This is a genomic window from Pararcticibacter amylolyticus, assembly GCF_003130405.1.
Classification (GTDB): domain Bacteria; phylum Bacteroidota; class Bacteroidia; order Sphingobacteriales; family Sphingobacteriaceae; genus Arcticibacter; species Arcticibacter amylolyticus.
On record NZ_QEAS01000002.1, the window covers coordinates 71,361 to 84,224 of the forward strand.

Here is a 12,864-nt window from a genome sequence, read left to right on the forward strand (position 1 = left end):
GGTATTGGGTGGAAAGAAGCGGCGCTTTTTTTGCTAACCCGATAAATATCTTTTGAATTTATTGTAAATTTATTATTATTGAATTTGGAAGCTATTCGGGGGGCGCAAATATGGGCAATTATTCGGAGTATGATGATCAGGAACTGATATCTCTGTTGAAAGACGATAACCATGCCGCTTTTACTGAAATTTACCGGCGTTATATTAACTATTCTTATCGTGCTGCCTATAATGTACTGAGAGATGAAGATATCTGTATGGATATTGTACAGGACGTGTTCGTCTGGTTGTGGCAGAAGCGCTCGGTAATAGAAATCCCCAACCTTAAAGCTTACCTCTATACTGCTGTAAAATACAGAATGCTGAACGTGATTCGCGACGGACGCTTTCGCGAGGAAGTGCTGAACAATTTTGGCAATTCGGAAACTCAGCTAAGCACAGAGCAGAGTTACCTGGAGCTAAAAGAGCTGAAGGCCTTTATTGAGCAGGTTGCGGAAACTTTACCCGAGACAGCACGCAAGATATTCCGGATGAGCCGCAATGAGCAATTGAGCCACAGGGAAATTGCCGAAAGACTCGGAATTTCCGAGAAGACCGTTAGAAATCAAATCAATATTTCATTAAAGAAGCTCCGCACTTCTATTGCCCGCTTTGTTTGCCTATTCTTTTTTTGATCACACTGCAGGTTGTCTTTTTTCTTTTAAGGATGCCTATTGCCGTTGATTTTCTATTTTTTTATTCTTATTTAATGTTTTGCCTGTTTGTTTCTACCCACAAGCCTACTCCCGGATCAATTTTAGAAAAAAAATAATTTTTATTTGGGCCATCCTCTAGTTTCATGTGTCTACAACATAAATAATATCAGAAAAACGCGATGAACCGGGAACAATTTAGAGATCTTGCGAAAAGAATACGACTTGGAGAAGCTTCTCAGGAGGAAATTCTCTTATATAATGCCTGGTTTAATTCATTTCAGCGTGAGACTGGCCTGTACGAGGATCTGAGTAACGAAAATAAAGATTTGCTGCTTACGTCGATCAATAAGCAAATCCGAAGGAAGAGCGGTCATGGCTGGCAAGGCCGGCGATGGCTTGTGGCCGCTTCTTTGCTGATGATCTGTTCTGCAGGTTTATTCTTTTATAAAAACTATCGTCAACATAATATATCGGTACGCTATGCTAACGACGTTCCCGCGGCAAGAAGTTCGGCAACATTAACACTTGCCGGTGGAAGAAAACTCATTCTTTCTGATTTGCCAAAAGGATCTGCTTATACGTCGGGAGGAATAAAGGTTAGCAAGACCGGCAATGGACAATTCAAATATGAGATATCAGATGTTGAGGGAATTCCACCTGGACAGACACACCTGCTGAGTACAGCAAAGGGCGAATCGGTGATGATCAGTCTTGCCGACGGCAGCAAAGTGTGGCTGAATGCAGGTTCTTCACTGGAATTTCCTGCAAGCTTTAAATCGCTTCCCTCACGAAAGATAGCGATATCCGGAGAGGCGTATTTTGAAGTAGCTAAAGATGCCAGGCATCCCTTTATTGTGCTTACGCCACAGCAGGAGATTAAAGTCCTTGGTACCCATTTTAATGTTCGCAGTTATCAGGGAGAGCAGGAGTCGGCAACACTGATTGAAGGCTCTGTGGCTGTTACATGCAACAACAGTTGCCAGGTGCTGCGTCCCGGGCAGCGGGCCGTGCCAACACATGGCGGGCTGAAAGTTCTTGATGCCGACACGTCTCTTGCTGTTGCCTGGAAGAATTCAATGATTATGTTCGAACGGGAACCAATCAGGAACATCATGAATGTGCTTGGCCGATGGTATAATGTGAATGTGAAATATAGCGGGGAGCCCGTTACTGAGACCTATACAGGCTCAATCCCCAGTTCGGAGAGCTTATCGGAGGTTTTGAAAATGCTCGAAAAATCGGGCGGAGTAGAATTTGAAATAAAGGGTAAAACGATTACAGTAAAAGAAGCTTCTTCTTTCTTCTGAACAGAAGCAGCTTGATAATCCCGGTAAGTAACAGAATGTTTAACACTAATCTCAGACAATGAAAAAAGATATACCAACGTAACAGCCCGGCATCTCAGGGAAAAACATCGGAAGTGAAGGCTCACTTCCGACGTGTCTGGCTCCCTTAATTATTTTATTAAAGCTTAACCTGCAGGGCCTTCAGTTTGACCGCTATCGGGCCATGCATTAGAACCATTACTGCAAATGTATAGAATTAATTCCGTGAAATCAGCGGTAGTAAGTCGGCTACTGCGAAAATTCTGGCTTGTTATGCGCTTATGTGTTATTATTTTGCTTGCATCCCTTATGCAGGTGAGTGCCACCGGCTTAGCTCAGACCATCACCATGTCAATGAAAGACGCTTCGTTGCGGACTGTGCTGAAAGAAATAGGGGAGCAAAGCAAGTATACTTTTATTTATCGGGACGGATTGCTTGAGGGGGCCACCTCTGTAACAGTCAGTCTGCGCAATGTATCGCTGGAAAGGGCACTGATCCAGGCACTGAAGGGGCAGCCCATTGATTTTGAACTGAATGGCAGAACAATCGTTCTGAAGGAAAAGGAAAGTCCGTCTTTCATTGAAAGGGCCGTCGCCGTGTTTCGCAGAGTTGATGTAAAAGGGCAGGTCGTGGATGAAAAGGGAATGCCGCTTCCTGGCGCCAGTGTAAAAGTAAAGGGAAGCGCAAAGGCGACTCTTACTGACCGTGAAGGCCGATTTTCGTTAATCGCTCCGGACGAACAAAGTATTATTGTGATTTCTTATATCGGTTATCAGCATGCAGAGGTTGCTGCCGGGCCATCGCTGATCATCAGGCTTAATCCGGAAGTCAATAAGCTGAACGACATTGTGGTGGTTGGGTATGGCAGCACGAAACGAAAGGACCTGACAGGTTCGGTAGCTTCTGTTGATCTTGGAGAAATAAGAGATGTCCCTTTTGCTACTCTTGATCAGGCACTGACTGGTAAAGCTGCCGGTGTACAGGTAGTACAGGCAGACGGATCGCCCGGCGGAGTGCCGAGGATCAGGATCAGGGGTGGAACTTCGCTCATAGGCGGGAACGATCCCCTGTATATCATTGATGGTGTGCAGATGCAGGTACAGAACCAGTATCAGCAGGCGGCTGCAGATTTGGTAAGCCCGACTGAACGCATTGGCCAGGATGACGTCAATTCGACGGTCTCTGGTTCGTTTGCCAGGGGACTTAATAGTCTCGGCGGTTTGAATATCAATGATATCGAGTCGATCGATATCCTCAAGGATGCCTCAGCGACGGCTATATATGGTTCCCGCGCTGCAAACGGCGTGGTAATCATCACGACAAAAAAAGGAAAGACCAACCAGAAACCAGTGCTGGAAGCAAATTATTATGCGGGACTGAATAAGGCTGAGAAAGAAAAGCTATTAAACAGAGACCAGTATATCTTACTTGTAAAGGAGGCTGCGAAAAATCTAAACGATGCCCGCAAGGCTCTCAACATGACGCCTAACGGCACAGCAACGCAGATCCTTGATAATCCTGAATATTTTGGAAGCATCAGCACTGACTGGATGGATTTGGTGTTACGCAAAGGCCTGACGCAAAATGCCGACATTTCTGTAAGGGGAGGAGGCTTAGGGTCCCGTTATTATACTTCACTTGCCTACAACAAGACAGAGGGTACAGTATTGGGTACCGACTATCAGCGAATTGCCGGGAAAGTAAGTCTGGATAATGATATTACCGGCAGGCTGCGTTTTAACACTAACCTTGACTATGGTTTTACCACCAATAACATTACCAACGGACTGTATACGCAGGCATTATTTGCGCCTCCGACAGTAGATCCTTATAATGCGGACGGCAGTGTGAAGATCTTTGATCCGGCCTCTATCGGCGCCTATGCTTACCAGGGTTTTCAGAATCCTCTTCTGTTAACAAAGGGCGTTAACAGGGCAAATACGATCTTTTTGATCGGAAGCCTTGCTGGGGAGTACGATATCATGAAGGATCTGAAGTTCCGCTCATCCGTGGCAGTTAACTACCGGAATTACCGGCAGAACAACTACATACCGAGCACAGTCGCCATTGCTACCCCCAATGGTACAGGAAGTTCTAATAATGGAACCGCCACTCAGGCGCAGTCACAACAGGTGAACACTTTTGTTGAAAATACACTCACCTGGAACAAGGAGTTCAATGAAAATCACCGCCTGACCATTCTTGCAGGAACGTCGTGGCAAATAACAAAGTCAAATTCATTTTCCGCGAGCGGACAGGGTTTCCCCGACGATGATTACCTGAATAATCTTTCCTCTGCTGCGGTTACCTTGCCCGGGACAGGCGTTTCTGACCAGAGCTCCCTGCTTAGTTTTTATGCCCGCGCCAACTATAGTCTCATGGATAAATATCTGTTCACATTCACAGGGCGTTCAGATGCATCTTCGAAGTTTCCAAAGACTAACAGAGTGGGTTATTTCCCTTCAGCCGGCGTTGCCTGGCGAATCTCCCAGGAAACATTTCTAAAGAATGTGAGCTGGATCAGCGACATAAAACTACGGGCGAGTGCCGGTTACACAGGTACCCAGAACATTGCGGATAACTTGTTCTACACCTTGTACTCACCAGTATCTTACGCCGGATTAAACGGTCTTTCGCCTGCTCAATTGGGGAATAACAGCCTGAAGTGGGAGTCAACGCTGCAAAAAGACGCTGGTATTGATTTTGCATTTTTTAATTCAAGGCTTCGCGGAGGTTTTGGCTATTATGAAAAAACAACAAGTGGAGTCCTCTTTCCTACTAAAGTTGCCGAAAGTTCAGGCTTTAGTAACGTTACGGCAAATATTGCCAAAATACGAAACAGGGGACTGGAACTGGAGTTGAGCGGCGACTTTATCAGGGGTAAAAAGTTTCAATGGTCCGGCTCCTTAAATGTCGCAGGCAATCGCTCGAAGGTGCTCGCGTTATCGCCGGAATTTTCAAATCCGGAAAGCGGAGATGTATACAGGTTCGGAAATACCGTGCTGAAGGTTGGGGATGCAGTTGGTCTTCTGTACGGACGTGTGTTTGATAAAATACTGACGAACCAACAGGAGGTTGACGCCTACAAGCAACGCTTCGTCCTTGCCGGAACATACGCGGGCATTGGCGACGCCAGTTACTTGCTTCAAGACAATTACATGGGAAATGCAGGGTTTACTTATTTCCTGGATGATGTGATCGGTAATGCAGAACCGAAATTTTATGGGGGCTACACCAACAGGCTGAACCTGGGGAATTTTAGTCTTACGGCAATGGCTACCTTCTCCTACGGAGGGGACATCCTTTATCTGGCGGATGCTAACAACATGGATATGGCACAGACAACCAACAAGGGAGTCCGCATCCTTGATCGCTGGACGCCGGAAAATCCGGATGCCAGCAGGCCTCGTTTGCTTCTCGGTCAAAGTTCATATGCTTATGTGGCTAGTAATAACGTATACGATGCTTCTTTCATTAAGCTAAAATCTGTGACATTCGGTTATCAATTGCCGAAAAAAGTAACAGAAAGGCTTCATTTATCAGGCGCTTCTGCTTACATTTCTGCCACCAATCTGTTTACGATAACCAATTATCCAGGGGTGGATCCGGAAACGAGTAATGATCCTTACAGTCTGATCGGTGGCTATAGCGACTCGGGAGGTTATCCCTATGTCAGGCAGTTCAGTATCGGGATCCGCCTGGGTTTATAGCAAAGGAAAACAATATAACTTTCAGAACAGAGATGAAAACAGCATATAAATTAATAGTCATAGCCCTGGTACTTGCCGGCGTCTATGGGTGTGAAAAAGAACTCAGTGCACCACCTAAGAATGCGAAAGTAGAAGGCAATACCATCCTCGATCAGGCCACTGCCCAGATTGCACTTAACGGCGCCTACTACAAATTCGCGAATGCAACAAATATCAGGACCGACTGGCAGGACCATCAGATCATACCCGGTATGATGGCGGGTTACCTGGGGTATGGCTTCGGTTCGCTCGATGCGGAAGACAATATAAACGAGAATAATGCCGGTGATTACTGGGCAGAGTCGTATGCGGCCATTAATGCAGCAAACGGCGTTATAGAAGGGGTTTCTGATCTCCCGGATAATAAATTCAGCGGGAACAGGAAACAGGAAATTATCGCAGAGGCGAAGTTTATCAGGGCTTATTCGCACTTTAAGCTGTTGAGTTATTATGCCGAATGGTATAAGATTAATAGCACCCAGGGGGTATTGCTGCGGGATAAATTGTCTACCCTCCCGACTATCAGCAAGAAGAGAAGCTCAGTAGAAGAGAGTTACGATTTTATAGTGGAGGACCTTGATGAGGCGATAAAAAACGGGCCTGCGTCTAATCCAAACTATTATGCTACCAAATGGGCAGCCATGGCAATGAAAATGCGGGTGCTGATGAGCAGGGGCGGCAACGGCGATTATGCCGGGGTTATCAATCTCGCCAACGAAATTATAGAGCACGGAACATATACATTAGAATCAAGCCTCCAGGATCTTTTCAGGCAGAAGGGATTAGAAAGCAAGGAGATAATTCTTGGTTTGAAGCCGCAGGCGCTCCAGACTTCCGATCCTTACTCAAAAAGCCGTCAGTACTGGCCGGGAGCATCTGCTTTATACGTTGCAAAAAAGGCTTTGAGAGACCTTTATGAAGGGGATCCCCGTGGAAGCTGGGTCGTCGGTTCTGTGAACGCTAATGTTGCCTATTCTCCTGATACCTGGTATTTTACAAAATACCAGCAGGAGAACCAGCCTCCTTCCGTGATATCAGAGACCGATTATGCCATACGCCTCACGGAAGTGTATCTCCTTAAGGCTGAGGCTATCGTAAGGTCGGGAGGCAGCCTTACAGATGCCAGGGCTCTGGTACATCTGATTCAGTCAAAGTCGGATATTACGGCCACATCCAATAATAAAGCATACCTCGCTGTTGAATCGGCAGCTACTCCGGAGCAACTTTTGCTTGAGATTTATAAGGAGATATCGAAAAATCTCGTGGGGGAGGACGGAAGTGAATGGATGGCGCTGTTGCGTCTGCCTTTTGCCACCGTACAGCAACTAAAGCCAACTATCAGAAGTCAGAAGCAGTATATACTGCCGGTCCCACGATCAGAATTTATTAATAATCCGGCTTTCGGGGAGCAAAATACCGGTTACAGTGCCAATTAACTTAAAAAAATAAACCCGCCTGATGGCGAACAGTCATCAGGCCCTCTTTGATTATCATGATGAAAAAAATCGTTTTTAGTGTGCTTCTGCTCACCGGCGTGATGCAGATGCAGGCGCAGGATCGTCCTTTCGTATTGCAGGGAAAGATTAAAGGTCAGAATTCCGGTAAGATCAAGCTGTATTATGAGTCCGGAAATGGTTTTAAACAAGATAGCGCTGCTATCAGGAACGGAGCATTTGAAATTAAAGGAACGCTGACAGCGCCCACTATGGCATATATTGCCGGAGCCGTCAAAAGCCAGTCTATGGACGATCCCAATTCAACAAGCCTTTTTCTTGAGCCGGGCAAAATGAGTCTTGAACTCACGGCCGGGGATTTCAGAAATCTTAGGCTTACAGGCTCAAAGACTCAGAATGAGTATAAGGAAGTTGAGACTCTGAAAGAAAATGTGATGACAAAGCTTAAACCTATACTTGCAGACTATAATCGGGCAAATGAAATTTATATTGAGGCAATGAAGGCTAAGAAGCCCGAGGCAGAACAGGAAGCACTCAAGATGAAGGCAAATGCGGTGAAAGACAAAATGAACCCTTATCACGAAGAATTGTCGCGCATTGATCGTGACTACATTAAATCGCACCCGGATTCTTACTATTCCGCTTATGCTTTTCGCTATATGACCTCCAATATGCCTGTTTCGGAAGCCCGGTTAGCTTACGAAAAGTTTTCTGACCGCATTAAGGAGAGCAGTTACGGGAAAGCAATTGCTGAGGAGATAAAAAAGATGGAGGCAGGCTCCCCCGGCGCTGTTGCTGCATCTTTTACCGCTACCGATATTGACGGAAAACTATTGAATCTGGCAGATTTTAAAGGTAAAAAGTATGTTTTACTGGATTTCTGGGCAAGCTGGTGCATGCCTTGCAGGCAAGGAAACCCGCACCTGCTGTCGTTATACAGCAATTATAAGGATAAGGGCCTGGAGATAATTGGTATTTCAGACGACGATGGAAATCAGGAGGCATGGCGAAAAGCAGTGGCAAAGGACGGAATAGGCGTATGGAAGCACATTTTGAGAGGCCTGAAACGAACCAGTTCGGGATATGACAGGTCGAACGATATTAGCGAAGGATACGGAATTCATTCGCTTCCTACAAAAATCCTAATCGACAAGAATGGAGTGATCATCGGCCGCTATGGTGGCGGAGGGGAGAATGATGAGGCAATGGATAAAAAGCTGGCCGAAATATTTAATAACTGATCTTGAATTTAAATTAAATATACTATGAAGTTAAGATTTAAATGGCTGAGTGCCGTCGTGTGTGCCGCCCCCGGCTTATTAATGGCGCAGGACGGAAAGTATGTCCTGAATGGCAGGCTGGCGCCGCTGCCTGAAACAGCGAAAGCATATCTTTATTATCAGACAAAGGAAGGAGCCGCTACTGATTCTGTTATTATTAAGAACGGCGCCTTTATGTTCTCCGGAACAATTGAGCAACCACTCAGTTCTTATCTGATCATTAATCCGGAGGGGTCGGGGATTCGCCGGCGTGGCCTGCCGATGCTGCAGCTCTATCTTGAGCCGGGTAAGATCAGTGTATCGGGTGCAGATTCCTTGCAGAACGCGAAGGTTGCGGGTGGGCCGGTAAACACCGATAACGACGTTTTAAAAAATCTGCTTAAGCCGGTCAATGAAAAAATGGCGGCAATTCAGAAAGAGTATGCAAATGCCCCTGAGGCAAAACAGAAGTCGGAAGAGTTCACCAGCGCACTTCAAAAACGTTACGAAGCGCTGGAAGGGGAACAAAAGGCGGTTTACAAAACTTATATTAAGAGTCATCCGGGGTCTTTGATAAGCTTATTTTCAATCAAAGATTTAGCTGGATCAGTGCCGGATGTGGCTGAGGTCGAACCTTTGTTTAATTCACTTTCTGCATCAGTGAAATCAAGCAGGGCAGGAGTGGCTTACGCAGAGGAGCTAAAGAACATGAAGAAAACGGCGGTGGGGGCGATAGCACCCGATTTTACTATGACAGACACGCTTGGCAAATCGGTATCACTGCGGGACTTCAGAGGTAAATATGTGCTGATCGACTTTTGGGCAAGCTGGTGCGGACCGTGCCGGGCGGAGAATCCTAATGTTGTGAAAGCATTCGCTGCATATAAATCAAAAGGCTTTACAGTGCTCGGCGTATCTCTCGATCAGCCGGGTGCCAGGGATCGATGGATTAAAGCTATTCACGACGATGGATTAACCTGGACGCAGGTGTCGGATCTTAAAGGCTGGAAGAACGAAGCTGCAGCACTTTATTCTGTAAGGGCCATTCCACAGAATTTTCTGGTCAATCCCGATGGAAAGATCATTGCTACCAATATACGCGGAGAAGAACTCCAAAACACACTGACCCGCTTTATTGGGAAAAATTAGGATCAGCACATGACAGAAGAGGTTCAACACCTCTTCTGTACTTTACATAGTTTATACATGCCAAAAGTTTACCTTCGAATTACGGAAACCACCTGCCCGGGTCAGGCGGTTTTTCTATCGTTTTGTCCTGGTGTTCTTATTAGTCCGGCATTTATCCGGTAACCTTCAATGAATCGATAAGACCGTTCTTTAGTCCCATATGAAACTTCAGCACGATCGGGCTGCCGGGAAATGTGCCTGAAACCTCTGCGGTTAACACCCCGTTCGAGCCCGACTCTTCATATTGAAGCGGTTTCATGACAGACCTGTATTTCTCATTCGCATCTTCGATCCACTGGCGAATTTCTTGTTTGCCGGAGTGGGTCTTGCCTTCGTCATGAACTATGGCGGTTTCGGTGAAGCAGGTTACGTAAGCCTCGCTGTCGTAAGTGTTTTGCGTCTCTACAAATTGCGCAACTAATTGTGGTAATTCCATGATTTTTATTTATTTGGTTTTTAAATAGTCGGTACGGTTCCGCCATCAATGACGAAATTTGTTCCTGTTAAGTAATTGGCTCTTGGTGAAACCAAAAAACCAACCAGTTCGGCTACTTCTTCCGGTTCGGCGGGTCTGCCGTAAGGTATTCCACCCAATGCATCCATGACACCTTGCTGAGCTTCTTCTACTGTACTATTTGCATTTCTTGCAATTTCGCCCAACCATGCTATCGATGCTGATGTATTTATCCATCCGGGCGAAACAGTTAGCACGCGGACACCTTTAGGTGTAACTTCATTCGATAAGCTTTTACTATAATTGATCAAAGCCGCTTTTGAAGCTGCGTACGGCAAGGTAGAATCGTATAGCGGCAGTTTGCCCTGGATGGAAGCGATGTGAATAATAACCCCATTTTTCCGTTCAATCATTTGCGGTAAAAATCCCCTGTCGAGCCTGACAGGAGCAAGTAAGTTAGCCTGCAGCGTTGATATCCAATCTTCATCATTCAATGCTGAAAATCCCCCGGCGGGTGTTGACGAACCACCAAGGTTGTTTACCAGGATATCGAGCCTGCCAAAGGTTGACAGCACTTCACTGATTACTTTTTGCGTATCTTCTGCCTTGCTGAGGTCTGCGGGTACAAAATGAAGGTTTGTATCTGCCTGATCAGGTTTGTTCCTTGCCGTAATGACCACTGTTGCACCTGCTGCCTTTAAGCGTTCGGCGATTGCTTTTCCGGCGCCCTTTGTGCCGCCTGTTACCAGCGCTATCTTACCCGATAATTCGTTACTGTAATCGATTTGCTCTTTCATTTACGTTTTTGTTTTATGCAAATCTCAGCAGTACATGGCTACTATACAATTACGGGCTTACGAATCAAATAGGGATAAATTTATCCCTATTGCCCACATAGTGAGGTGATCGTATCTTTGCTTTATGTACGTGAAAAAGATTGCCCCATCGCTTAATTGCGGCCTTGACCTGGTTGGTGAGGTATTATATGGCAAATGGAAGATCCGCATACTATGGTTCATTCATGAAGGCCATTTACGGCCAAGCGAATTGCAGCGGAAGATACCTGATGCTACCCGGAGGGTGCTTAATGTGCAGCTTAAAGAGCTGGAAGATCATGAGCTGGTAACCAGGACCATCTATCCAGTAATGCCGCCTAAGGTCGAATATCATCTGACCGACTTTGGCAAAACACTCATTCCCCTGATTCAATCAATCGGTATCTGGGGTGACGAGCATCAGGAGCGGCTGCGAAGAGTTATTTTGAAGAAAAATGAACTAACCTTCTAAAGATCTCAAACCACCTTAAAAACAAAAACGGCCCAAATCCTATGATTTTAGGCGTTTTTAATTTCTTTGATTTATGGGTTGCAGAGAGAGGGGGGATTTGTATCCTCTTTAAATAATATCATGGTAATCAATTATACAAGATTCCGGAATGGCTGAACATCAGATTGCTTTACAGGCTCATATGGATAATCGGATAATCTTTTCCTGAACTGTCTTTCTCAGATCTTCCGATCTTTCTGAACCCCAGCTTCTCATAAAAACGGATAGCCTGATTATTTTGCTCATTAACATCCACCGTTGTCAGGCCTGTTTTTTCCTTCATAAACTGAAATAAACTGGTTCCATAACCTTTTCCCCGGTCATGATCGTTAATGAAGAATATCGTCTATTCTTGAAACCTTGTCGCTTTGTTATTCGTAAAATCTGTTAAATAGGGAATAAAACCCATTAAATATGAGTTTTCTTATATTCTCCAGGATACCCAAAAGATATCATTTACCACACTTACAACAGTCTATGAAGAGAATTTTAATCATTGTGCTCTCATTTTTCATCTGTTCTCCACTGAGAGCGCAAATTTTTTTGCCTGCGATGCAGGCCGTACAATATCGATCCGGAGTTTCAGTTACAACAAATCCGATAACTGCCAATACTACTGGTAATTCGGTTACCAGCGGAGCGACTATACAAAGTTCTAATGCTGCCGTTACGGCAAGAGGTCTGTGCTGGTCAACTACCCCAACACCAACTATTTCAAACAACAAGTCAACCAATGGCGCAGGAACCGGCAGTTTTAGCTATAATATAACAGGGTTAGATCCAGGAACTACCTATTACGTTAGAGGCTACGCTACTACTGCTTCCGGTACTACTTATGGAAATGAACAGACGGTTACTACTTTACCATTAATAAACTTTGCTTATACCGGAAGCACTCAGACATTTATTGTTCCAGCTGGAGTAACCAGTATAACGATTGAAGCTTACGGAGCACAGGGAGGTACCGCTCCCGGGCCATCTTCAAACAATGTGAAGGGTGGGAATGGCGCATATATGAAGGGGACATTTGCAGTGAATCCGAGCGATGTATTGACTATCCTTGTCGGTGGACAGGGGGAGCCGTACTCTAATTGTGGCGGCGGCGGTGGTGGTGGCTCCTGGGTGGTAAAGGGCGGTAGTACACCATTACTCGTTGCTGGTGGTGGTGGGGGAGCTTTCTGTTCCAATTCCACTTCCAATACCAAATTTGTAGAGGGTGGCCCCGGAGAAATTACACAAAATGGAGGGCCTGGTATTCCCGCCCCCGGAGCTGTTTCAACGGTAACTGGCGGGGGGACTGGTGGTAATGGTGGATATTCGTATTTTGGCAGCGGCGGTGGCGGCTGGCTAACTGATGGCACTTCAGGTAATTTTCCTACCACCGTAGGGAAAAAATATCCCGGTGCGAAAGCT

General features: G+C 45.7%; 10 protein-coding genes and 1 pseudogene. 8 read left to right on the top strand and 3 right to left on the bottom strand.

The features are described from left to right. Nucleotides 1-110 precede the first annotated feature (110 nt). The 6 genes from DDR33_RS02755 to DDR33_RS02780 all read left to right on the top strand — a co-directional run bounded on the left by DDR33_RS02755 (nucleotide 111) and on the right by DDR33_RS02780 (nucleotide 9,632). Nucleotides 111-674, top strand: coding sequence for an RNA polymerase sigma-70 factor (locus DDR33_RS02755; protein ID WP_109414242.1), 564 nt, complete (start codon nucleotides 111-113; stop codon nucleotides 672-674). A gap of 200 nt (nucleotides 675-874) precedes the next feature. Further along, the gene (locus DDR33_RS02760) at nucleotides 875-2,002 is read left to right on the top strand and encodes a FecR family protein (RefSeq protein ID WP_109414243.1); all 1,128 of its coding nucleotides are present in this window, start codon (nucleotides 875-877) and stop codon (nucleotides 2,000-2,002) included. Between the two features lie 291 nt (nucleotides 2,003-2,293). Further along, nucleotides 2,294-5,731: a TonB-dependent receptor gene (locus DDR33_RS02765; protein WP_109414244.1), complete on the top strand. Its 3,438-nt coding sequence runs from the start codon at nucleotides 2,294-2,296 to the stop codon at nucleotides 5,729-5,731. Between the two features lie 32 nt (nucleotides 5,732-5,763). Then, nucleotides 5,764-7,206: a RagB/SusD family nutrient uptake outer membrane protein gene (locus tag DDR33_RS02770; RefSeq protein ID WP_109414245.1), complete on the top strand. Its 1,443-nt coding sequence runs from the start codon at nucleotides 5,764-5,766 to the stop codon at nucleotides 7,204-7,206. 56 nt (nucleotides 7,207-7,262) lie between these two features. After that, nucleotides 7,263-8,465, top strand: a complete 1,203-nt coding sequence (locus tag DDR33_RS02775) for a TlpA disulfide reductase family protein (protein WP_238387642.1) — start codon at nucleotides 7,263-7,265, stop codon at nucleotides 8,463-8,465. A 24-nt stretch (nucleotides 8,466-8,489) separates the two neighbouring features. Then, complete coding sequence (locus tag DDR33_RS02780) at nucleotides 8,490-9,632, top strand: TlpA disulfide reductase family protein (protein ID WP_109414246.1); 1,143 nt, start codon at nucleotides 8,490-8,492, stop codon at nucleotides 9,630-9,632. A 151-nt stretch (nucleotides 9,633-9,783) separates the two neighbouring features. Here DDR33_RS02780 and DDR33_RS02785 read toward each other — a convergent pair whose 3' ends face one another. After that, nucleotides 9,784-10,107 (bottom strand): nuclear transport factor 2 family protein, encoded by a 324-nt coding sequence (locus tag DDR33_RS02785; protein WP_109414247.1) that lies wholly within the window; start codon nucleotides 10,105-10,107, stop codon nucleotides 9,784-9,786. A gap of 20 nt (nucleotides 10,108-10,127) precedes the next feature. Further along, nucleotides 10,128-10,922 (bottom strand): SDR family oxidoreductase, encoded by a 795-nt coding sequence (locus tag DDR33_RS02790; RefSeq protein WP_202913639.1) that lies wholly within the window; start codon nucleotides 10,920-10,922, stop codon nucleotides 10,128-10,130. A 124-nt stretch (nucleotides 10,923-11,046) separates the two neighbouring features. Between DDR33_RS02790 and DDR33_RS02795 the strand changes: the two genes are divergently transcribed. Continuing rightward, nucleotides 11,047-11,412, top strand: coding sequence for a winged helix-turn-helix transcriptional regulator (locus DDR33_RS02795; protein WP_109414248.1), 366 nt, complete (start codon nucleotides 11,047-11,049; stop codon nucleotides 11,410-11,412). 169 nt (nucleotides 11,413-11,581) lie between these two features. Here DDR33_RS02795 and DDR33_RS02800 read toward each other — a convergent pair whose 3' ends face one another. Beyond that, complete coding sequence (locus tag DDR33_RS02800; protein WP_109414249.1) at nucleotides 11,582-11,794, bottom strand: GNAT family N-acetyltransferase; 213 nt, start codon at nucleotides 11,792-11,794, stop codon at nucleotides 11,582-11,584. A 134-nt stretch (nucleotides 11,795-11,928) separates the two neighbouring features. Between DDR33_RS02800 and DDR33_RS02805 the strand changes: the two are divergent. Beyond that, nucleotides 11,929-12,864, top strand: a pseudogene (locus DDR33_RS02805) (glycine-rich protein); the annotation flags it as partial.